This window comes from Bacillus sp. GbtcB14 (assembly GCF_019091205.1).
GTDB classification, from domain to species: Bacteria; Bacillota; Bacilli; order Bacillales; family Bacillaceae_G; genus Bacillus_A; species Bacillus_A cereus_AG.
The window spans coordinates 108,694-129,413 of the sequence record NZ_JAGXJT010000004.1 but is presented as its reverse complement, the minus strand read 5'-3'; the positions used below and the strand labels follow the sequence as shown (position 1 = coordinate 129,413).

Below are 20,720 nucleotides of genomic sequence, written 5' to 3'. Positions count from 1 at the left end.
TCGTCCGATATATAGTTGTTAGCTCGTTTTAAAACGATAATAGTTAGCAGCAAATAATGAACGGAAAACTTTAGCGTGAGCCTTACAAAAATGTAATAAAAATGTAAGCTATTGTGATAGTTATTTCGACAATTTTTTTATACAATAATAGTAAGAAGTTGTACGTGATTGAAAGGAGAGATGACATGGAATGGGTTCATGAATTATTTCAGCAGTACGGGTACTATGTTGTACTTGTTGGTTTGCTGTTAGAATATATTGCACTTCCGTTTCCGGGAGAGCCGACGTTAGCATATGCGGGATTTTTAGCACAGAAGGGTGATTTAAGTTTACCGATCTTAATTATCCTATCATTTATTGGGACAAGTGTAGGAATGACAATTCAATACTTTTTAGGAAATAAATTAGGTATGCCCTTTATTCAAAAGTATGGGAAATACGTATTTTTAACACAAAGAAAAATCGACTTAACAAGAATGTGGTTTGATAAGTATGGATACTTCCTGATTTTTATCGGTTTCTTTATTCCTGGTGTACGTCATTTTACAGGATACTTTGCAGGAATTATTAACTTACCATTCCGTCGCTTTGCAATTACAATTTACTCAGGTGCTCTATTTTGGGTATCATTCTTCTTAATCGGTGGTTACTGGTTAGGTGGCAACTTACATGATATTTTTGGAGTGTTAGAAGGTCATATCGGTAAAATCATTTTTGGAGTGCTTGTGATTGTAGTAGTTACGTTAGGAGTTCGTTTCCGCAAACAGTTAAAACGAGCATTCTTACAAAACGCAAGTTAATATGAAATCCATTCTATGTCAAAATTTAGGAAGGCAGTGCAGATGCACTGCCTTTTTTATTTTGTTTCTAAGACTATGTTTAGTTCACATTTTACATTCTTTATAGGAATTTGATACAGGGTAAGAAATAAGTATTGTTGTCAATTATTAACGTCAAAATGACAATTATAATTGACAACAATAAGGATATTATTTACAATTTTAATTAAATAAATGAAAAAGAGGGAAGACATGAAGCTTCAAAATCGAGTGAGGGAATTGCGGGCAAAGCATCGTTTATCACAAGGGGATTTAGGGAAAGAGATTGGATCATCGAGGCAAACGATTAGTTTAATTGAACGCGGGGATTATGCACCATCTATTGTATTGTCGTTAAAAATCGCACAAATTTTCAATGTACCGGTGGAGGAAATATTTATGTTAGCGGAGGGGGAAGAGGACGATGAAGAGTAAACGAAAAAAACAATTTGATTTTGTGGGGAAAATATCATTAAGCATGATGGGTGGCTTTTTAACAACGTATGTAGCTTTAAATTTACTCTCGGATGAACCGAGAAAATTATCATCTAATACATTTATAGGTGTATGTACTATTTTTGGAATCTTAATGATGTATTACACTTGGAAGAATACACGTATGTTAGCGGAGGCACGCGATGAGGAAGAGAGCGTACAAGGCAGAAAATTAGGCATTATAAGTATATATTTACGTGTAGGTGATATAGTTACGCAGGCATGGTTCGTATATGCGGTTATTGCATGTAGACGTGCACTGTTACAGGATACAAATGTTTCATTTGCAGTGTGGAATTTAGTAGCCTCTATTGTTTGTTTAACCACTGTAGTGATTAGCGGGCTCATAACAAAAAATCGTTATAATAAGCTATATCCTGAACAAGGTGTAACATATATGGAATCTATGAAAATGTGGACGAAAAACGCAGACGAAGGATTAAAACATATTGTGCATGAGGCTGGATATAAAGCTTATGAATTTACGAATACAATATTGGCATATGTATGGTGGGCTGCCGTTATATATACAGCGGCTAGTGATATCGATTTTGTATTAATTGGCTTAATCTCATTTATTTGGATATTGCATCTTGGAAAATTCATGTACGAAATGCAGAGAAAAATGATTTATTAAGGGGAGAAAAAGGTGGATATTTTAAGAAGGCCAGCTGGTTCTATGACGGTGGCGTTAGTTTTGTCCATTTTATACGGAGTAATCCGAACTGAGAAATTAGAAGTAATGTTGGATATATGGGCATTATTTGGAATCTTTTTATTAGTGCTAGCTATCCATGAGTTAGGACATGTAGTATTTGGTTTAATAGGTGATTTGAATTTTAAATTTATGACAGTAGGGCCGATTACTTTTCAAAAAGAGAAGGGGAAAGTACGCATTCGAGAAAATAAATTGTGGATGTACTTTGGAGGCGTGGCGATGTTAGTACCCCCTTCTATAGAGACACCGAATCTTTCGAAAAAATGGGCGTGGCTCACTTTAGGTGGACCGATTACGAGTTTACTATTTGGTATTACTTCCGGTTATATATACATGGTGAGTTATTATCAATATCTTTTATATTTTTCTGTTTTACACTTTGTGATTTTTGCAGCTACAATCGTACCGATAAAAGGAACGTTTTTGAGTGATGGTATGCAATTTCTCATTTTAATTAAAGATGATGAAAAGGCGAAGCAGCATGTATATAATATTCAAGTATCAAGTGAGTTATTTAGTTATAAGAGGCCGGAAGATTGGGATAAGAGATTAATAGAACTTAGTGAGGAAAAATTAAAAGAGGATAAAAGTATAAGAGATATAATGAGCGGACTTATGCTCGTTTTTTATTCCAGAGCTGATCAAGAAGGAATGGAAAGAGCGATACCATATATAGAGCCAATTGTTCAATTACCTGTAACGAAGGAAAATAAATATTTCGTTAGTAGTTTTCATAGTTGGTATCTTTTATACAAAGCTCTTTATCAGATGGATAGTTTTTCTCTGCAAGAAGCGAAGGAACATGGGAAGGCCATTACAAAAATAGACTTAAATGGGTATTATCGCACACAAGGAATTGTTAAATATTTAGAGGGCGACAGGGAAGCGTCCCGCACTTATATGAGAAAAGCGGATAAAGAATTAAAGAGTGCCGAGAAGAGTGAGATAGGATATTTACAATTAGAAAGAGAATGGTTGGAGCAGTTGAAGGTGAGGGTATCTTACGATGGGTGAGGTATCCTCTTTTTTATATGTCATCTTATGCCGTTCCATAAATAGCCTGGTGCGAGTAAAATGAGATAAGAAGAGCAAAGCTTGGAGGAAGTAAATATGGAAATTTTATCGATTATTTTGATAGTCTTGCTCATTTATGTTGTTTTTAAAGTGGCATATGTAGCATTAAAGATACTCGCGATACTATTAATTATCTTTTTAATCGTAGAGTTCGGCAGTAAGTTGCTCGGGGGATAGGGTATGTTGTGCGTTTTGAGTGTCGAAGCGTCGATATAATGAAAAAATCGCTGATATAAGTGGAGAAATGAATGATATATTTGAAAACTCGTTGATATATTTAAGTGAATACGAAGTGGGGTATGTGGAAAAGAAGTTGCCGTGAGGGTAGCTTCTTTTTATTGTGGTGACGGGATCTGCAAAACAACATAAAAAAAGCTGGAAGAATATCTTCCAGCTTACGAGTTACTTTCAATTTGGCGACCGTTTTCTTCTTCATTGTCTTGTAATAGGTTGAATACGTCTGCTAGGCAGAATGCAATGAACCAAGTCCATAGACCGTGGAAGAAAGCTGAGCTTAATTGAAGTGGTAATGTATAGTTAGTCATTGAGTAGGAAATACATCCACCAACGATTCCGATCATTGTTAATAACATTGTTTTTTGCGCATTTTCTTCTGGATTGAAGAGGAAGTAAATGTATCCACCTAAAATTGAAGCGCTTACAAGTGTTTCGATTCCATTAAAAATAATATTCTCTCCAAGCTGAGTGTTTGTCCAGAAGCAGATTGTTCCGCCGATAATAGCAAACAGGACAGCTATTGTATATCTTATATATTGATTCATATGTTCATCTCCTTATGTAATAAGATGATTTGGAAGTCAAAAAGGTAGGTATAGTATATTGAAGTGAATTTTAGTTGTACGTATCTTTTTTATAAAAAGATCATTGAAGAGTGATCGGTTGTTTAAACCGTTACGTGTATGGTGTTTGAAATATACCCGACTGCTCGTTTCTTTTTGCTTGTAAAATAAGAGAAACTTCCAAGTCTATATACTCTTTTTTTGTGAGTCTGCTTTCATTATAACACATTTAGTGTCACAATAATAGAATTATCTGATTTTGTAATAAGTGTAAAAAATAAAAAACGCAAGGAAATACCATTAACGGTGCAGTTTAGCGGAAGAAGGATTTTAATGTATTATGATGAAATATGTAATCAGGGTGAGATATAAGAAGGGGACTTAAATACTATAAAAAATGTTTTGTAGCATGAATGTAAGGGAGGAGAGCTAACTTGGAGATTACAACAGAAAGATTAATAATTAGACCTTTTAAAAGTACGGATTTACAGGATGTATTTGCTATTTACAATAGTGATGATACATGTAAGTTCCTATTACATAATAAGTGGACTCATGAAGACATGCAGAAAAGATTTGATAAGAAGCTAGCAAACAATGTGCTTACTAAAGAATCAATATTAAGTTTGGCAGTTATTTACAAGACTAAAGTAGTTGGTGATTTATCCGTATGGTACACAAATATGAAAGATACTGTTGAGATTGGTTATAGTTTTTCAAATGAAGTAGCTGGGAGAGGTTTGGCAACAGAAGCAGTAAATAGTTTGGTATTTAAATTATTTAATGAATGTAATGTACATCGTATACAAGCTAATCTTGATGCACGTAATACAGCTTCAAAAAAATTGTGTGAACGAATAGGTATGAGAAAGGAAGCACATTTCATACAAGATTTTTGGAATAAAAATGAATGGACAGATAGTATTGTATATGGAATGCTATCCTCTGATTTGTAGTAATAAACTTCGTGATTTTATTATGCTAAAGGGTGCGTTAGTTGAATAACAAAGGGCATAACATATTATATATGACTAATATGTTATGCCCTTTAATGTATTAACCTTTTTTATATGCGTTTGAAACGGCCGACAATTTCAACTGTTTCAGTAATGTTCATAAATGCTTTGTTATCCACTTGACGGATAATACGTTTCATTTCGCCTAACTCATAGCGAGTCACGACGGTGTAAATCATTTTTTTCTTATGGTTTGTATAGCCGCCGACAGCATCTACCATTGTCACTCCGCGTATGCCGTGATGTAATAGTGCGCTTTTTATTTCCTCGCCTTTTTCTGTAACTGTCATTATCGTTAATTTAATATGTTTCGTATGCACGGCATCAATTACTTTACTGACTACAAACCGGCTAATTAACGTATAAAGCGTAATATCCCATCCGAAAATAAATCCTGCTGCAACAAGTAAGATTAAGTTGAATCCAAAGATGATTGCTCCAATCGAAATATCTCGATGTTTTGCTACAATCAATCCAACAACATCAAAGCCACCTGTTGAAGAAGCAAATCGGAATATGATTCCGGAAGCTGCTCCGCAGATTACACCACCGAATACAGAAGATAGTAAAATATCGTCTGAAACTTGGTGTACAGGGATAATGTTCATCGCTAACGATGATACAGCTACAAAATACGCTGTTAAAAAGGTTGTCTTCTTGCCTAAGTAAAAATGACTTAAAATAAGAAGAGGAATGTTTAGTAAAAAGATAAGTGCACCGATATTGTAATGCATTAAATAACCGATAATCATCCCTACACCAGCGAATCCACCGCTAATCATGTTATGCGGGATAAAGAACATATTCATAGAAATTGCATACAAAATAGAAGCTACGAAAATAACAACCAACTGTATGATGAATTCTAAGTGAAATGTTTTAGCTGCTGGGAAGGATAAAAAGGCGGTGTCGGGAACGTAATCGGCGTCTCCTAGTTGACCCATAGTATGTTTCATCTCCATATTCATTTTTGATTACAAGAAGAGAATAAAGGTTTTTTCAAAAACTGGCAATAGTTTTATTATAATGCAAAAATTTTATAAATTTCTAACAAATTAAACCTATTCAAAGATACGTGTGAATATACTAAAGAAAGCGAATACATCGGTTTTCTAGCATAGTTTTATTGAGAAAATATGCAAAATACTTTTTTGACGATAAAAGGAAATAGAGAATGTTTGTCTAATGTGCTAAAATGACCTTATTAAGGATGTGAAGCGATGGAATTTTTATTGCAGGATGCAATTCTATATATATCGTTTGTAACGACAGCGCTTTGTTTATTAGAAGTTTTCTTCCTTGCTAACGTTTCTCGCTTTGTACGTCAGCAAGCATCGAGCGGTAGACAGAGAGCCTTCAAACTAGTTGATACATGTGAAGATAGCGCAGGGAATGTAACGCTATTTTCAATTTTTTATAAATATGGAATGATTCGTTCTGTACGCAGACAAGAATCAAGTGAAGAGAATGACGAGGTCGGTCCATATACACCAATGTTTCGCTAAATAATTACGAAACATTGGAGGAATGAACATGTTAAAATCATACCGAGCTGCGCTCATTAGTTTATCAGTATTACTTGTTTTTGTTTTATCTGGCTGCAGTAATGCAGGCACAATAGATTCACATAGTACGGGAATTTGGAACCATTATTTTGTATATCCAATCTCGTATATGATTCAATTTGTTGCTCATCATATACCGGGAGCTAGCTTCGGGATTGCTATCATTATTATGACGCTCGTTATTCGTTCAGCAATGATTCCATTAGCTGTTTCGCAATATCGTAGCCAAGCAAAAATGAAAAAAATGCAACCTGAATTGCAGAAGCTAAAGAAAAAATACGGTGATGTAAGTAAAGATCTTGAAAAACAAAAGCAGTATCAAAAAGAAATGTCAGAACTAATGAAATCAGGCGGTTGGAATCCACTTGCGGGTTGCTGGCCAATCTTTATACAAATGCCGATTTTCTCTGCATTGTATTATGCGATTAGCCGAACAGAAGAGATTCGCACATCTTCATTTTTATGGGTGAACTTAGGACATGCAGATCCTTATCATATATTACCGATTATCGCAGCGTTAACGACATTTATTCAGATGAAAGTTTTCCAATCTAATATTACACCTGGAGAACAAGTACAGATGCTGAAAATGCAGCAAATTATGATGCCAGCAATGATTCTATTTATGGGATTTGCAGCGCCATCAGGACTTGTGTTGTACTGGATAACGGGTAATTTATTTACAATGACACAAACAATTGTATTAAGAAGAATAATGGAACGTGAAGAATTACAATTACAAAAAGCTTAGAACAACGCCGCTCGGGATGAGCGGTGTTTTTTTGTTAAGTCGTTAAGGAAATGTTAAGAAACCAACATTACTATAGGCATTGTATACGAAAGTGTACATGCTTTAGAAATATGAAGGAGGAAATTTCCTATGAAGAAGAAAACAGTTGGGTATTTAGCGATTGCAGGTGCTTTATCATTCGGAATCATTGGGGGAGTCGGTATTCCGGCATTCGCGGCAACGAATACTCCAGTAGCTGAGCAATCTACAAAAACGGCGAAAAAAGATCTAGATGACGCTACAAAACAAAAAGTAAAAACGATTAAGGACGATACAAAGAAACAGTTAGAGGAGCTAGGTGTAAAGCTTCCAAAGAAAGAAAAACGTAAAGATATGTTTGCGGGATTAGATGATCAAACGAAAGAAAAAGCGAAATCGATTTTAGAGCAGGAGAAATCGGGGAAATTAACACGTGAACAAGCGCAAGAGGAATTAACAAAGTTAGGCGTGAAAATGCCAGAGAAGGGTAAGCATGGAGATATGTTTGCTAACTTAGATGAAGCAACAAAAGAAAAAGCGAAGTCGATTTTAGAGCAAGAGAAATCGGGGAAATTAACACGTGAACAAGCAAAAGAAGAGTTAACAAAACTAGGCGTGAAAATGCCAGAGAAGGGTAAGCATGGAGATATGTTTGCTAACTTAGATGAAGCAACAAAAGAAAAAGCGAAGTCGATTTTAGAGCAAGAGAAATCGGGGAAATTAACACGTGAACAAGCGCAGGAGGAATTAACAAAGTTAGGCGTGAAATTCCCGGAGAAAGGTAAGCGTAAAGATATGCTTGCTGACTTAGATGAAGCAACGAAAGAAAAAGTGAAATCAATTTTTGAACAAGAAAAGTCCGGAAAGTTAACGCATGAGCAAGCAAAAGAAGAATTAACAAAGCTAGGTGTGAAACTGCCAGAGAAAGAGAAGCATGAAGACATCTTTGCGGGATTAGATGAGGCAACGAAAGAAAAAGCAAAAGCGATTTTAGAGAATGAAAAGAAACAATTAGAGGCGTTGAATGTGGATCTTCCACATCATAAAGTGAAACTTTAATCAGTGGTGCATTTCTACTGATTATTAGTTGAACCAATCGGGCTTTTACGGGCAGTTAATATTCCAATTTCATCCCTGTATTCGCTGGATTTTAAGGTGGAAGTTTTACTGCCCGTTAATGCGGGGTAAGTTTTTTATGAAAAAAGATGAGAAATAATTGAGTGAAGTCGTATCTTTCGTGTGGGCAACCGGAAGGTACGTGCGAGGACCGATTTCTGTTAGCAGAAATCGGTCCCTTTTAATGATTCAATAAAATTTTTTTCATTGTTAGTATGTATCCAAAGACGCAGTAGAAGATTGCAAAACCGATAAACACTTCTGTATATTGGTATTTACCTAATACGTAGAAGGAAGTAGCTGGTATAATAGCTACCGCTAAAATGCTATAACCAGGATACTTGTGTCTGTACATGATAGCGAATAGAACAGAAAGAAACGTAGCGATGATACAAAAAACAACAATCATTATTTGTGCACCTCCTATATAGACTATACCATTTTTAGGGAATTAGAGAAGTATCGTAACTTCTGTTATAATATAAGAAGAGAAACATTTCATATGTTATATAAAAAAATATATTGATTTTTTCTAACAATTCAATATAATGAACAATAACTACAAAATTCGACATCAAGAAGTGATGATGAGGACATGATCAATTTTTTACGATTCTCAGAGAGGGAAGCCTTTGGCTGTGAGCTTCCTAATACGGAAAAATGGATTACCACCTCTGAACTGCAGCAGTGAACGGATACCTAGTAATTGCTTGCCGGCAAAAACCGTTATTTAGACTTGAGAAATTGGTGAAGTGTGTTACTTTGCGAATTGAAACAAGGGTGGAACCACGAATACAACACTCGTCCCTTTTTTAGGGAGGAGTGTTTTTTTATTTCATTTTTGCATCACACTAGAATTGGAAGGAGGATACGCAGCATGCATCATGATGAGAAGAACAAAATTGGTTTAACAGTAGCACTTTCTATTGTGGTAGGAACGATTATTGGATCTGGTGTGTTTATGAAACCAGGGAGCGTATTAGATTACTCGGGAAGTTCTAATATGGCTATTCTTGCTTGGGTAATTGGTGGTCTGTTGACGTTAGCAAGTGGTTTAACCGTAGCTGAAATTGGAGCGCAAATCCCGAAAAATGGTGGGTTGTATACGTATTTAGAGGAGATTTACGGAAGTTTTTGGGGATATTTATCAGGCTGGATGCAAACAATTGTTTATGGACCAGCTATTATCGGAACGTTAGGTTTGTATTTTAGTTCGTTAATGATTAATTTTTTCTATTTAGATAAAGTATGGAATTTACCAATTGCTATTGGAACAGTTGTGTTCCTTGGCGTTGTAAATAGTATGGGAACAAAATATGGAGGTATCGTCCAAACGGTTACGACAATTGGGAAGATGATTCCGATCGTATTAATTGTTGTGCTAGGTTTTTGGAAAGGGAATAGCGATATCTTTAATGTAGTTGTGCCGATATCAGAAAATCAAAGTATCGGTATGGCAATTTTAGCAACATTATTTGCTTATGACGGCTGGATTCTACTTGCTTCGATTGGCGGAGAAATGAAGAATCCAACAAAGTTATTACCGAAAGCGATGACAGTGGGGATTTTAATTGTAACGGCTGCTTACGTACTAATTAACTTGGCATTATTAAATGTGTTACCAGCAGCGAAAATCGTAGACCTTGGAGAAAATGCAACAGCGACAGCTGCGGGCATGTTACTTGGAGAATATGGCGGGAAAATTATTAGTATTGGTATTATCGTTTCTATTTTCGGTTGTTTAAATGGAAAAATTTTAACGTTCCCACGTATTCCGATGTCGATGGCAGAGCGTGGACACCTTCCATTTTCTAAGTTTATCGCAAAGGAAAGTCCAAGATTTAAAACACCAGCAAATGCGATTACTGTTGAAATCATTTTAGGAATTATTTTAATGATTATTAGTGATCCGAATAAGCTATCTGAGATTTCCGTATTCATTATTTATATTTTCTATGTAATGACGTTTATTGGTGTCTTCATCTTAAGAAAACGTAATAAGAATAAAGAGCGTGCATACAGTGTACCGTTATTCCCAATCGTACCAATCGTCGCGATTTTAGGATCATTGTTTGTACTTGGAAGTGCGATTATTAATGATCCGGTAAGTTGTTTCTTATCAATCGGAATTGTCTTTACTGGACTGCCGGTGTATTGGTATTTAAATAAGAAAAACAAAGCTAGTGTTTAATAATTAGAAGACAGGCGTATGATACGCCTGTTTTTTATTGTAAAAAAATTGTACTTGCTTCCACTTTCTATTTTGGTTACTATAGTCGTAGTAACCAAAATAGAAAGCGTGGGGAAAGACTTGAATTTTCGTGTGTATATTTTAGCTATCGCGGCTTTCGTAGTCGGAACGGTTGAGCTAATTATAGGAGGAACGCTCGATCTAGTTGCCAATGATTTAGGAGTATCTATTAGTGCAGCTGGTCAGCTTATCACAATATTTTCAGTAGTATTTGCTTTATCAGGTCCGGTTTTATTAGCGGTAACTGGAAAATTTGAAAGAAAAAGATTATACATTGGGGCATTATCAATTTTCTTAATCGGCAATATTATTTCAGCATTTAGTGTGAATTACGGGATGTTAATGTTCTCAAGGGTTGTTTGTGCAGCGAGTGGTTCGCTTATTATTGCACTGTCAGTAACACTTGCTTCTAGCGTTGTAGAACCGCATTTTCGTGCGCGTGCAATTGGAATCATTTTCATGGGGATTAGTGGATCGCTCGTACTTGGAGTACCACTTGGACTTGTACTTGGAAATGCATATGGATGGCGTGCACCATTTGTACTCATTTCGGTATTAACAGTTATAGCAATCGCTTGTATTTCATTATTTTTAACGAAAGTACCACCGACATCAGTACTATCGATAAGAGCACAAGTTGCTACGTTAAAAGATAAGAAAATCGTAAGTGCACAGTTAACATCATTTTTATTTTTAACGGGTCATTTAACACTATATGCATATTTAACACCTTTCTTAAAAGATGTCATGCATGTTGAAGCGGATTGGATTAGTGTATTTTACTTTATTTTCGGAATTGCAGCGGTACTTGGAGGCGGCCTTGGGGGCTTGCTTGCTGATAAATGGGGATCGAAGAAAAGTATTATCTCAATTATTATTGTATTTGCGTGTGCGATCTTCATATTGCCAATGATGACATTCTCATTCCCGCTGTTCATTATTATGATGGGACTTTGGAGTATGCTGAGCTGGGCTATTTCACCAGCGCAACAAAATTATTTAATTGAAATTGCACCAGAATCAGCTGGTATTCAGCAAAGTTTAAATAACTCTGCCCTTCATTTAGGGATTGCGCTCGGTTCAACAGTAGGCGGAGTTGTTATTGAAAAATCATCTGTTATATATAATGCTTGGGTAGGCGGTGGCTTTATTATATTGGCGCTGCTTTGTGCAATTTTCTCTATTACGAGAGGACGTTCTGCTCAGTTTGCAAAAGAAGAATCTATCGTTTGATAGGTTCTTTTTTTGTTTTGTGAAAAATTGCAGGAATTAGGAGGGAAATGGAGAAGGGGGTATATAGCGAGGTGATGGAAAATGGCATATGATTTAGTCGGAGTTATATTGGGCCTTATACCAATATTTGTGGTTGCGTTTATTTTTAGATGGGTTCGTTTCATCTATCAAAATTCAGAGAAACAAGTGGAGCAAAATGAGAAAATGATTGAGCTGTTGACGGAGATAAAAGAGGAAAATAAAAAGGAGTCTAGGTGAAGAACTAGACTCCTTTTTATCATTCAATTAATACCTTAACTTCCTCAACAAACTCTTAATTTCCTCATCTTGCATGAAGAGATCCAGATGCTTTTCTGTAATTTTTGCAAGTGCAACGTCGTGATAGAAAAATTCTGTAAAGAACTTTACGAAAGGTTGTGACATTGTTTTCATCGCTTGCCATGACTCTTGCTCTACACCAGCAAATAAAATTTCGCGATCGTCAACGATGAGTAGCAAGTAGCGCTCTAATGCGTTAGGTTCTTCTGTTGGGATTAGAAAATGCATGTTTTCTAAGTCTGTTTCTACTTTTCCAACTATAAGAGACTCGAGTTTGACGCCTTGCTTTTCTTTTTGTTCTAGTAAAGGAAGGTATTCTAAAAGAGTATCATTCCAAGCTGAAATACGAATCGATTCTTTTGCACTTTCGATGAGTCCTTTACTTTGAACTCGAATAGAAGATTGCATTTTTAAGCTCCACACACGGTCATCTGTAAATGATTTTTTCGATATATTTGTTTCCAATTCTTTAATATTTGATTGGAATTCTGTCGTTAATTTTTCAATTGCTAGCTTGAGTGGTAATGCTGTATACAGCTTTTTCTTTTCTGAAACAGAATCCATTACCATCCCTTTATCGATCAGGCGTGCTAGCACTTCATATATTTTTGCTTTTGGAACACCAGAATGCTTCACAATCGTTGTAGCATCTAGTGGTTCGTTGCTTGATACGACAACTTCATAAGCTTGGCTTTCATATTGTGAGAAACCGAATTTTTGTAACATAGTTCCCTCCGAACGAATGAGATTATATAGTTTAAGGATAATGAACTATTTGTTTTTGCACAAGTGGTAGTAGGTTTTCTAATCAGATTGAGATGAGAATTAATTTCAATTTTTTAATTTTATCCATTATACTTAATATAGTGATTAATACGATTACAATACAACGAGAAGGGGATGCTTGGGGGAAGATGTTAAGAAGTTTACGTTTAAAAATTGCGGTAGTATTTTCGGTACTTATTTCTATGATGTTCGTAATATTAGGTACAGCTATGTATCAATTACAGAAAGAGAAGGAAGTGCGCTCCTTAGACCAGTATTCTCAAAATACGATGGATCTTGTGACAGAGCAACTTACGACATTTGTTCAAAGAACGGATGAAGATATGGGATATTATGCGAACAGTGAGATGGTTCGTAATATACTTCAAGACGGAGTTACTCCAGAAGAAGAAGCTTTTTTGACGAAAGAGTTTTCGGAGTACAAAAAGAATCATCCTGGCATTTTAGACTTATATATTGGTACGAAAGATAAAAAAACATTAAGTGCCAATCTTGCTGAAGGTGGACAAGTGCCAGAAGGATATGACCCAACGACAAGACCATGGTATAAAGACTCAGAAGCTGATGTGAAAAAGGTTCACTGGGGACAACCTATGTATGAAATTGCAACAGGTAAGTTAAGCGTGGGAGTTTCTAAAGCAATTACAGCTCAAGATGGATCTGTATTAGGTGTTGTAGCGATGGATGTATCACTCGGAACAATTCAGAAATTACTTCATAATATTCAATACAATAACGGCGGAGAAATGTTTATTATAAATGATAAAAATATGGCTCTTGTTTACCCAGAGAAAATCGGGAAAGATGTTTCGAAAGAACCACTTGTGAAGAGTTTAAATAAAGATGTAACAAAATATGCTGTCACTACATTAAAAGGTGGAGATGTAGTTGCATATAGTCAGTCATTTGATTTGATGAAATGGAAAATAGGAATTTTTTATCCGAAAGAAACGATTGATGGGCTATTAAATAGTACGAGAAATACAGTCATTATAATGGCATGTATTAGCTTATTAGTTGGAATCATAGCTTCATACTTATTCTCAAGAAGGTTAGCAAGACCGCTGCAACTATTAACGAATCATGTTCAAAAAGTAGCAGAAGGTGATTTAACGTTGCAAATGAAAGTGACAAGTAAGGATGAAGTTGGAGAGCTTACGAATCATTTTAATCATATGGTTGAGCAAATGAATGAAATGGTAAGCAAAATTAAAAATAGTGTATCAACAGTGCAGCAATCAACGAATAATTTACATTATTTAACGAATGAAACTGTAGCAGCTAGTAGAGAAGTGTCAGGTGCAATGGATGATGTGAGCGGAGGAGCGTCTACTCTTGCTAATAGTGTAGATGAAGTTTCAGAGCAGCTCGAGAATATGGCGCATTCAGTGGAACAAATGAATCACTCCGTTGGTGAAATAAAAGGAGTGGCTGGCAAAGCTGAAGAGGCATCTAAGCAAGGATTAAATACGATGCGTAATTTAGTTCGTACAAGGGGCCAATCCTCTTCGATTGTTGTTCACACAGAGGAAGCCTCCGGAAAGTTAGAGCAAAGAGTTGGATCGATTCAAAATGTTGTAGAGCTTATAAAAGGTATTTCGGATCAAACGAATTTACTTGCTTTAAATGCTTCAATTGAGGCGGCACGTGCAGGTGAACAAGGTAAAGGTTTTGCTGTTGTTGCTGAAGAAGTTCGGAAATTAGCGGAACAATCAAAAGAGGCAACAGTAGAAATTGCGACGATGATTGGTGATGTACAAGTAGAGGTAAGACGAGTGGTAGAAGTTGTAAGTAAATTGAAAGATATCGCGGATGTACAAAATAAAGTGACGACAGAGGCAGAAACGGAATTCCGTACAATTATGTCAGTTGTAAATACGATTAGTACTTCAGTGGAACAAATTGTAGCAGAGGTAAATAACATCGGTCACGAGCAAGGGGAAATTACAGCGGTAATGCATACAATTGCTGGTACGAGTCAAGAAAGCGCAGCTGTTTCGGAAGAGGTAAATGCTGCAACTGAATCTCAAGTGAATCATCTAGAAAAGGTAGCTCATACGATGGAAAGCTTGACGGAGCACATGAGAGACTTAGAAAGATTAGTTGAGCAATTTAAAATAGAGGAATAACAAATTAGTAAAATGATGCGTATTTCGGTAAAATAGACAATGGATATATAAGAAGCAAGTATAGGAGGAAGACTACTATGGCAATTGTTGACGTATCGATTATTCCAGTAGGAACAGGTAATCCAAGTGTTAGTGAATATGTAGCAGAAGTACAAAAGGTGCTAGAGAAAAATGCAGATCGCGTGAAGTATCAATTAACACCAATGAATACAATTATTGAAGGAGATCTTCCTGTCATTCTAGAAGTCATTCAACAGATGCATGAAGTTCCATATACGAAAGGTGCACAGCGCGTTGCGACAACAATTCGTATCGATGATCGTCGTGATAAAGTAAGCACGATGGAGAAGAAATTAAACTCTGTTCGATCAAAATTATAAGAAAAAGCAGCGATCTTCGCTGCTTTTTTCATATAGGAGGTAGATAAGATGAGTGAAAAGTTTAACGAACAATTTGAAGGGTTGTTAGAGAAGTACACGGAACTATTGCTTGGAGAGAGCAATGAAGAGAGAAAAGAACAAGTACAGAAGTGGGCACTGTATTCTTATATAGCGAAGACGATGCCAGCTTTAGTGAAGCATTGGAATGAAACGTATCCTGATGCGAAAGAAGAGATGGTACAGTTAATTACAGATATTAAAAGGCTGAATGAAGAGAAGAGAAATGAGCAATAAAAAACTTGAGGTAAATATAATCTCAAGTTTTCTGTATTAATATCCTTATATAATTTACATGGAATATAAAGGGTTTTATAAGCATGTCGAATATTTTCGACATGCTTATTTTGTGCCTAGTAAATTCGTTTTTTTTAAATGTCGAAAAATATTTCCTGCATATTTATAAGCGGAAATATAGGGTTTTAAATGTTTTTATAGTATTTTATAAATTATCTAAATAATTATTTGTATCCAATAATTTTAAACAATGATATAATTTTGAAGAGGGGTAAAAAACAGATAAATCACAGTCATAGGGGTGAATTACATGGAACAATTAATGCGAAATTCGTTTCTTTTCTTATCTAAAAATAAAGCGCTAACAAAACTGGCTAAAAAGTACGGTTTACGCTTTGGTGCAGGTCGCTTTGTCGCAGGGGAAACGATTGAATTGGCGACAGCTGCAATTAAAGCATTAAATAAGCAAGGTCTTTGTGTAACGATCGATTATTTAGGTGAATTCGTTGATAACGAAGCGGAAGCAAATGAAATGGCTAGCGAATCGATTGAAGCGATTCGTGCAATTGGAAGAGAAGGTCTTAATTCGCAGCTTTCTTTAAAGATGACTTCTATGGGATTAGATATCTCTGATGAAATCGTAATGAACAATATGCGCCGTATTTTAGAAGCTGGAAAAGAAAATGGTGTGTTTATTACCATTGATATGGAAGACTATACGCGCTGCGGGAAAACAATTGAGATCTTTAAACAATTAAAATCTGAATACGATAATATTGGTACAGTTATTCAAGCTTACTTATATCGTACAGAAAAAGATATGGAAGAATTAAATGCTTATAGTCCGAATTTACGTCTTGTAAAAGGAGCTTATAAAGAACCTGAAGAAGTAGCGTTCCCGGATAAGAAAGATGTAGATGATAACTATAAAAAAATTATAAAAATGCACTTATTAAATGGAAATTATACTGCAATTGCTTCACATGACGAAGCGATTATTGAATATACGAAAAAACTTGCCGAAGAACACAACATTCCAAGAGACCAATTTGAATTCCAGATGTTATATGGTATTCGTAATGAGCGTCAACTTGAGCTAGTAAAAGAAGGTTACAAAATGCGTGTTTACGTACCTTATGGAAACGACTGGTATGGCTACTTCATGCGTCGTCTAGCAGAGCGTCCAGCAAACGTTGCGTTCGTATTAAAAGGTATGGTTAAAAAATAACCAAGGAGAAAATACTCCTTGGTTATTTTAATTGTTGAAATGCGTAATGTGCCATTTTTTTCGTATCAGGATATAGCTGCGTGCGAGTAGAAGATAATACAACATTAATGACGCGTTTACCGTTTTTTTCATCCACTGTTACGACCGTATATTTTCCGAGTGCTGATAGACCGCTTTTACTTCCAATTGCATATGGATCGTCATATAGTTCTTCTCGTCCATAGTTTGCGATGTTTGGAGAGCGTTCTGAAGTATGTAGAGTTGTACGCGTTGAATTCATATATTCTAAAACAACTGGGTACTTTAATGCTTCTTTCGTAATCATAGCAATGTCATATGGTGACACTTTATTTCCGAGTGCATCAGCGCCACTTGCGTTTTTGAAAGTCGCATGCTTTGTACCAAGTTCCTTCGCTCTAGCATTCATCATTTTTACAAATTCATTTTTTGATCCTGCGATATGTTCCGCGATGGATTCGGCTATTGGGTCTGCACTAATAATAAGCATCAGTTTTAATGCCTCATCACGCTTTAATTTTTCCCCAGCACGAAGTTTAATTTTCTTACTTTGACTTTCTGTTTTAATTGCGTTCTCTGTAATTGTAATTTCTTCATCTTCTTTTACATTCTCTAGTAAAAGAAGGGTTGTCATCATTTTGGCTATACTAGCCGGATAAGAGCGTTCATCTTCTCGTTTTCCATACAAAATTTCACCTGTGTCCGCATCGATTGTAATGCCGTACTGTCCAGTGATGCTAGGTTGATCGGCTCTTACAGTTTGCTGTCTTTGTGCGTAAGAGAAGAAAATCATCCCTGTAAATAGTGTAGCAATCATTACAATCATAACTATTGTTCGTTTCATCATCGTTCCCTCTTTTGTTTTCCATATGTACAAATAAATTGGGCAGAAAAAGCAGCCATTACCCATTATGCCACGTTTTCTGCCCAAAAATATACCGTTATTTTTCGCCCATATTATGCTTCTTGTATTGTTGGTTATTACCTTGACGGCCCTTTTCCACGCCGTGATTATGCGGACCTGCATTTCCAGTTACACTCGCTGCGCTAATTCCAGCTTTTGAAGGGTTTTTCTTAAGTTTTGCCATATATATTCCTCCGGTTTCGTCAGATTATAAAAAGGAAAAGTGTATTTGAGTAAAGAAAATACATACATATAGCATGGGCAAATAAAAGAAAAATATTTATTTCAGAAAATTTTATCAATAAATATATTGCGAAAATTCAAACTGTATCATATATTTATTAGTAGAGGCTCACTCATTGATTGCGACTTATGTCGAAAAATTGAATGAGCATTCATTCAAGAATAGGGGGAGAATTGGATGTTCCAAATTAAAAAGGCTGCTGTTCTAGGGTCAGGCGTAATGGGTTCAGGGATTGCGGCACACTTAGCTAATATTGGTATTCCGACATTATTGCTTGATATTGTACCACCTGCGCTAACAAAAGAAGAGGAAGCGAAGGGACTTACATTAGAACATAAAAGTGTGAGAAATCGTTTTAGTAATACGGCTGTGCAAAAACTATTAAAGCAAAAACCAGCTCCTCTGACAGTGAAAGGAAATCTAGCACTGATTGAAGCAGGTAACTTAGAAGATGATCTTGAGCGTCTAGCTGATGTTGATTGGATTATTGAAGTAGTAGTTGAAAACTTAGATATTAAAAAGAAACTATTTGAAAAAGTAGATGCTGTTCGTAAACCGGGTTCTATTGTAAGTTCGAATACGTCAGGCATTTCAGTAGAAAAAATGGCAGAAGGTCGTTCAGACGACTTCCAGAAACACTTCTTAGGCACACACTTTTTTAACCCACCACGATATTTAAAACTTCTAGAGGTAATACCGACGAAAGAAACAGATCCACAAGTATTAAGCTTCATGAAACTATTTGGCGAAGACGTTCTTGGAAAAGGCGTTGTTATCGCAAAAGATACACCAAACTTTATTGGAAACCGCATCGGTACGTACGGTTTACTTGTTACTCTTCAAGAGATGATAAAACGCGGCTATAGCATTGGGGAAGTTGATTCTGTAACAGGCCCACTTATTGGTCGTCCGAAGAGCGCAACGTTCCGCACATTAGATGTTGTCGGTTTAGATACATTCGTACACGTTGCAAATAACGTATATGAAAATGTGCAAGAAGAAGAGCGTGATGTATTTAAAGTACCAGCTTTCATGCATGACATGCTTGAGAAAAAATGGCTTGGAAGTAAAACAGGTCAAGGCTTCTTCTTAAAACAAGGAAAAGAAATTTTAGAATTAAATCCTGAAACGATGGAATACGAAGCGCGTAAAAAATTAAAAGCTGCATCCGTAGAGTTAAGTAAACAAGAAAAAGGATTAGCGAATAAATTGAAAGCGCTTGTATACGCGAAAGACCGTGCAGGAGAGTTGTTATGGAACATCATTACACCGACTCTTTTATACTCTGCAAAACTTCATAAAGAAATTGCTGACGATATCGTTGCAATTGACCAAGCGATGAAGTGGGGCTTCGGCTGGGAGCAAGGACCATTTGAAGTTTGGGATGCCATCGGCGTTGAAAAGTCTGTTCAAAAGATGGAAGAAAACGGCGCAGTTGTTCCGACTTGGGTGAAAGAAATGGTAGAGAAAGGTTTCACTACTTTCTACAAACATGATAACGGAGATAGCTACTATTACGATAATGGCGAATATAAGCTAATCGAACGCAATAAAAAAGCCATTTCTCTTAAACAACTAAAAGCGAAAAATGGCGTATTAAAGAAAAATAGCGGAGCGAGCTTAATTGATTTAGGTGACGGCATCCTTTGCTTAGAATTCCATTCGAAGAGTAATGCAATCGGTATGGATATTACGCAAATGATTAACTACGCTGTTGATGAAGTAGAAAAGAATTACAAAGGTCTTGTTATCGGTAATCAATCGAAGAACTTCTGCGTTGGTGCGAACCTAGCAATGATCTTAATGGAAGCGCAAGACGACAACTATTTTGAAATTGAGTGGGTTGTGAAAAACTTCCAAGATGCAATGACGAAAATTAAGTACTCTTCTAAGCCAGTTGTAGCAGCACCATATGGTATGACGCTTGGCGGAGGTACAGAAGTTTGCTTACCAGCAGCGAGCATTCAAGCTTCTAGCGAAACGTATATGGGCTTAGTAGAAGTTGGTGTTGGCTTAATCCCTGGCGGAGGCGGTAATAAAGAGCTATACATTAAACACTTAAATAAAATGCCAAAAGGTGTAGAGTTTGACCTGCAAAAAGTTGCGAATAAAGTATTCGAATCTGTAGCGATGGCGAAAGTTTCTACATCAGCACAAGAAGCTGTCTCGAACAACTTCTTAGGCGATAAAGACGGTATTAGTGTGAATGGTGATCACTTACTATATGATGCGAAACAAAAAGCACTTGCTTTATATGAAGCTGGCTATAAAGCACCAATCCGTAAAAAGATACCAGTTGTTGGTGAAACAGGATATGCAACTCTTGTACTTGGTGCAGAAGCAATGCATTTATCAGGTTACATTTCTGAGCATGATCTTCACATTGCGAAGAAACTTGCATATGTCATTGCGGGCGGAAAAGTGCCGTACGGAACAGAAGTTGATGAGCAGTACTTATTAGATGTAGAACGTGAAGCATTTATTAGCTTAGTAAGTGAAATGAAATCACAAGCAAGAATGCAGCACATGCTTGTAAAAGGAAAGCCATTACGTAACTAATAACG

Annotated in this window: 23 protein-coding genes and 1 other annotated feature; of the genes, 17 read left to right on the top strand and 6 right to left on the bottom strand. The window is 36.1% G+C overall.

Annotated elements, in window-relative coordinates:
- Positions 1 to 185 precede the first annotated feature (185 nt).
- The 5 genes from KVT31_RS13315 (at position 186) to KVT31_RS13295 (ending at position 3,282) form a co-directional block, all read left to right on the top strand.
- Positions 186 to 800 (top strand): DedA family protein, encoded by a 615-nt coding sequence (locus KVT31_RS13315; RefSeq protein ID WP_088098299.1) that lies wholly within the window; start codon positions 186 to 188, stop codon positions 798 to 800.
- A 231-nt stretch (positions 801 to 1,031) separates the two neighbouring features.
- Positions 1,032 to 1,253, top strand: coding sequence for a helix-turn-helix transcriptional regulator (locus KVT31_RS13310; protein ID WP_088098298.1), 222 nt, complete (start codon positions 1,032 to 1,034; stop codon positions 1,251 to 1,253).
- The gene (locus tag KVT31_RS13305; RefSeq protein WP_048563508.1) at positions 1,243 to 1,950 is read left to right on the top strand and encodes a DUF3169 family protein; all 708 of its coding nucleotides are present in this window, start codon (positions 1,243 to 1,245) and stop codon (positions 1,948 to 1,950) included. The genes KVT31_RS13310 and KVT31_RS13305 overlap by 11 nt, the downstream gene beginning before the upstream one ends.
- Positions 1,951 to 1,992: 42 nt before the next feature.
- On the top strand, positions 1,993 to 3,045 hold the full coding sequence (locus KVT31_RS13300) for a M50 family metallopeptidase (protein ID WP_140392598.1): 1,053 nt from the start codon (positions 1,993 to 1,995) through the stop codon (positions 3,043 to 3,045).
- Positions 3,046 to 3,141: 96 nt separating this feature from the next.
- Positions 3,142 to 3,282, top strand: a complete 141-nt coding sequence (locus KVT31_RS13295) for a DUF3985 family protein (RefSeq protein WP_000404758.1) — start codon at positions 3,142 to 3,144, stop codon at positions 3,280 to 3,282.
- 218 nt (positions 3,283 to 3,500) lie between these two features.
- Here the strand turns inward: KVT31_RS13295 and KVT31_RS13290 are convergent, their stop codons facing one another.
- Positions 3,501 to 3,887 carry a DUF3938 domain-containing protein gene (locus tag KVT31_RS13290; protein WP_001077775.1) on the bottom strand — a complete coding sequence of 129 codons (387 nt, stop codon included), beginning with the start codon at positions 3,885 to 3,887 and terminating at the stop codon, positions 3,501 to 3,503.
- 452 nt (positions 3,888 to 4,339) lie between these two features.
- On the opposite strand from KVT31_RS13290, the gene KVT31_RS13285 reads away from it, so the two are divergent.
- Positions 4,340 to 4,861 carry a GNAT family N-acetyltransferase gene (locus tag KVT31_RS13285; RefSeq protein WP_088098296.1) on the top strand — a complete coding sequence of 174 codons (522 nt, stop codon included), beginning with the start codon at positions 4,340 to 4,342 and terminating at the stop codon, positions 4,859 to 4,861.
- Between the two features lie 110 nt (positions 4,862 to 4,971).
- Here the strand turns inward: KVT31_RS13285 and KVT31_RS13280 are convergent, their stop codons facing one another.
- Complete coding sequence (locus KVT31_RS13280) at positions 4,972 to 5,865, bottom strand: YitT family protein (RefSeq protein WP_000530035.1); 894 nt, start codon at positions 5,863 to 5,865, stop codon at positions 4,972 to 4,974.
- 276 nt (positions 5,866 to 6,141) lie between these two features.
- On the opposite strand from KVT31_RS13280, the gene KVT31_RS13275 reads away from it, so the two are divergent.
- The 3 genes from KVT31_RS13275 to KVT31_RS13265 all read left to right on the top strand — a co-directional run bounded on the left by KVT31_RS13275 (position 6,142) and on the right by KVT31_RS13265 (position 8,314).
- On the top strand, positions 6,142 to 6,426 hold the full coding sequence (locus KVT31_RS13275; protein WP_087982921.1) for a hypothetical protein: 285 nt from the start codon (positions 6,142 to 6,144) through the stop codon (positions 6,424 to 6,426).
- Positions 6,427 to 6,454: 28 nt separating this feature from the next.
- On the top strand, positions 6,455 to 7,237 hold the full coding sequence (locus tag KVT31_RS13270) for a membrane protein insertase YidC (protein ID WP_088098295.1): 783 nt from the start codon (positions 6,455 to 6,457) through the stop codon (positions 7,235 to 7,237).
- A gap of 129 nt (positions 7,238 to 7,366) precedes the next feature.
- On the top strand, positions 7,367 to 8,314 hold the full coding sequence (locus KVT31_RS13265; protein WP_088098294.1) for a hypothetical protein: 948 nt from the start codon (positions 7,367 to 7,369) through the stop codon (positions 8,312 to 8,314).
- A 238-nt stretch (positions 8,315 to 8,552) separates the two neighbouring features.
- Here KVT31_RS13265 and KVT31_RS13260 read toward each other — a convergent pair whose 3' ends face one another.
- Positions 8,553 to 8,780 (bottom strand): hypothetical protein, encoded by a 228-nt coding sequence (locus KVT31_RS13260; RefSeq protein WP_088098293.1) that lies wholly within the window; start codon positions 8,778 to 8,780, stop codon positions 8,553 to 8,555.
- Between the two features lie 166 nt (positions 8,781 to 8,946).
- Positions 8,947 to 9,183, top strand: a binding site (T-box leader).
- Positions 9,184 to 9,248: 65 nt separating this feature from the next.
- On the opposite strand from KVT31_RS13260, the gene KVT31_RS13255 reads away from it, so the two are divergent.
- The 3 genes from KVT31_RS13255 (at position 9,249) to KVT31_RS13245 (ending at position 12,113) form a co-directional block, all read left to right on the top strand.
- Complete coding sequence (locus tag KVT31_RS13255) at positions 9,249 to 10,562, top strand: APC family permease (protein WP_088098292.1); 1,314 nt, start codon at positions 9,249 to 9,251, stop codon at positions 10,560 to 10,562.
- A 108-nt stretch (positions 10,563 to 10,670) separates the two neighbouring features.
- The gene (locus tag KVT31_RS13250; RefSeq protein WP_140392597.1) at positions 10,671 to 11,855 is read left to right on the top strand and encodes an MFS transporter; all 1,185 of its coding nucleotides are present in this window, start codon (positions 10,671 to 10,673) and stop codon (positions 11,853 to 11,855) included.
- 81 nt (positions 11,856 to 11,936) lie between these two features.
- A complete protein-coding gene (locus KVT31_RS13245; protein WP_088098291.1) occupies positions 11,937 to 12,113 on the top strand; it encodes a hypothetical protein in 177 nt (58 codons plus the stop codon).
- A gap of 27 nt (positions 12,114 to 12,140) precedes the next feature.
- Here the strand turns inward: KVT31_RS13245 and KVT31_RS13240 are convergent, their stop codons facing one another.
- A complete protein-coding gene (locus tag KVT31_RS13240; RefSeq protein WP_088098290.1) occupies positions 12,141 to 12,899 on the bottom strand; it encodes a TrmB family transcriptional regulator in 759 nt (252 codons plus the stop codon).
- A gap of 188 nt (positions 12,900 to 13,087) precedes the next feature.
- Between KVT31_RS13240 and KVT31_RS13235 the strand changes: the two genes are divergently transcribed.
- The 4 genes from KVT31_RS13235 (at position 13,088) to KVT31_RS13220 (ending at position 16,990) form a co-directional block, all read left to right on the top strand.
- Entirely contained in the window at positions 13,088 to 15,088 is a 2,001-nt protein-coding gene (locus tag KVT31_RS13235; protein WP_088098289.1) for a methyl-accepting chemotaxis protein, read from the top strand.
- A gap of 77 nt (positions 15,089 to 15,165) precedes the next feature.
- Positions 15,166 to 15,468 (top strand): MTH1187 family thiamine-binding protein, encoded by a 303-nt coding sequence (locus KVT31_RS13230; protein ID WP_001018860.1) that lies wholly within the window; start codon positions 15,166 to 15,168, stop codon positions 15,466 to 15,468.
- Between the two features lie 48 nt (positions 15,469 to 15,516).
- Complete coding sequence (locus KVT31_RS13225; RefSeq protein ID WP_088098288.1) at positions 15,517 to 15,762, top strand: YusU family protein; 246 nt, start codon at positions 15,517 to 15,519, stop codon at positions 15,760 to 15,762.
- Between the two features lie 310 nt (positions 15,763 to 16,072).
- Positions 16,073 to 16,990, top strand: coding sequence for a proline dehydrogenase family protein (locus KVT31_RS13220; RefSeq protein WP_000436767.1), 918 nt, complete (start codon positions 16,073 to 16,075; stop codon positions 16,988 to 16,990).
- 22 nt (positions 16,991 to 17,012) lie between these two features.
- Here KVT31_RS13220 and KVT31_RS13215 read toward each other — a convergent pair whose 3' ends face one another.
- Positions 17,013 to 17,852: a D-alanyl-D-alanine carboxypeptidase family protein gene (locus tag KVT31_RS13215; protein WP_088098287.1), complete on the bottom strand. Its 840-nt coding sequence runs from the start codon at positions 17,850 to 17,852 to the stop codon at positions 17,013 to 17,015.
- Between the two features lie 97 nt (positions 17,853 to 17,949).
- Complete coding sequence (locus KVT31_RS13210; RefSeq protein ID WP_001096344.1) at positions 17,950 to 18,096, bottom strand: YuzL family protein; 147 nt, start codon at positions 18,094 to 18,096, stop codon at positions 17,950 to 17,952.
- A 237-nt stretch (positions 18,097 to 18,333) separates the two neighbouring features.
- On the opposite strand from KVT31_RS13210, the gene KVT31_RS13205 reads away from it, so the two are divergent.
- Positions 18,334 to 20,715, top strand: a complete 2,382-nt coding sequence (locus KVT31_RS13205; protein WP_088098286.1) for a 3-hydroxyacyl-CoA dehydrogenase/enoyl-CoA hydratase family protein — start codon at positions 18,334 to 18,336, stop codon at positions 20,713 to 20,715.
- The last annotated feature ends 5 nt before the right edge of the window (positions 20,716 to 20,720 follow it).

Bases quoted from the DNA above. Each gene is read 5' to 3' on its own strand.
- KVT31_RS13315 (WP_088098299.1), top strand. From the start codon at position 186: ATGGAATGGGTTCATGAATTATTTCAGCAGTACGGGTACTATGTTGTA.
- KVT31_RS13310 (WP_088098298.1), top strand. From the start codon at position 1,032: ATGAAGCTTCAAAATCGAGTGAGGGAATTGCGGGCAAAGCATCGTTTA.
- KVT31_RS13305 (WP_048563508.1), top strand. From the start codon at position 1,243: ATGAAGAGTAAACGAAAAAAACAATTTGATTTTGTGGGGAAAATATCA.
- KVT31_RS13300 (WP_140392598.1), top strand. From the start codon at position 1,993: ATGACGGTGGCGTTAGTTTTGTCCATTTTATACGGAGTAATCCGAACT.
- KVT31_RS13295 (WP_000404758.1), top strand. From the start codon at position 3,142: ATGGAAATTTTATCGATTATTTTGATAGTCTTGCTCATTTATGTTGTT.
- KVT31_RS13290 (WP_001077775.1), bottom strand. From the start codon at position 3,887: ATGAATCAATATATAAGATATACAATAGCTGTCCTGTTTGCTATTATC.
- KVT31_RS13280 (WP_000530035.1), bottom strand. From the start codon at position 5,865: ATGGGTCAACTAGGAGACGCCGATTACGTTCCCGACACCGCCTTTTTA.
- KVT31_RS13275 (WP_087982921.1), top strand. From the start codon at position 6,142: ATGGAATTTTTATTGCAGGATGCAATTCTATATATATCGTTTGTAACG.
- KVT31_RS13270 (WP_088098295.1), top strand. From the start codon at position 6,455: ATGTTAAAATCATACCGAGCTGCGCTCATTAGTTTATCAGTATTACTT.
- KVT31_RS13265 (WP_088098294.1), top strand. From the start codon at position 7,367: ATGAAGAAGAAAACAGTTGGGTATTTAGCGATTGCAGGTGCTTTATCA.
- KVT31_RS13260 (WP_088098293.1), bottom strand. From the start codon at position 8,780: ATGATTGTTGTTTTTTGTATCATCGCTACGTTTCTTTCTGTTCTATTC.
- KVT31_RS13255 (WP_088098292.1), top strand. From the start codon at position 9,249: ATGCATCATGATGAGAAGAACAAAATTGGTTTAACAGTAGCACTTTCT.
- KVT31_RS13245 (WP_088098291.1), top strand. From the start codon at position 11,937: ATGGCATATGATTTAGTCGGAGTTATATTGGGCCTTATACCAATATTT.
- KVT31_RS13240 (WP_088098290.1), bottom strand. From the start codon at position 12,899: ATGTTACAAAAATTCGGTTTCTCACAATATGAAAGCCAAGCTTATGAA.
- KVT31_RS13235 (WP_088098289.1), top strand. From the start codon at position 13,088: ATGTTAAGAAGTTTACGTTTAAAAATTGCGGTAGTATTTTCGGTACTT.
- KVT31_RS13230 (WP_001018860.1), top strand. From the start codon at position 15,166: ATGGCAATTGTTGACGTATCGATTATTCCAGTAGGAACAGGTAATCCA.
- KVT31_RS13225 (WP_088098288.1), top strand. From the start codon at position 15,517: ATGAGTGAAAAGTTTAACGAACAATTTGAAGGGTTGTTAGAGAAGTAC.
- KVT31_RS13220 (WP_000436767.1), top strand. From the start codon at position 16,073: ATGGAACAATTAATGCGAAATTCGTTTCTTTTCTTATCTAAAAATAAA.
- KVT31_RS13215 (WP_088098287.1), bottom strand. From the start codon at position 17,852: ATGAAACGAACAATAGTTATGATTGTAATGATTGCTACACTATTTACA.
- KVT31_RS13210 (WP_001096344.1), bottom strand. From the start codon at position 18,096: ATGGCAAAACTTAAGAAAAACCCTTCAAAAGCTGGAATTAGCGCAGCG.
- KVT31_RS13205 (WP_088098286.1), top strand. From the start codon at position 18,334: ATGTTCCAAATTAAAAAGGCTGCTGTTCTAGGGTCAGGCGTAATGGGT.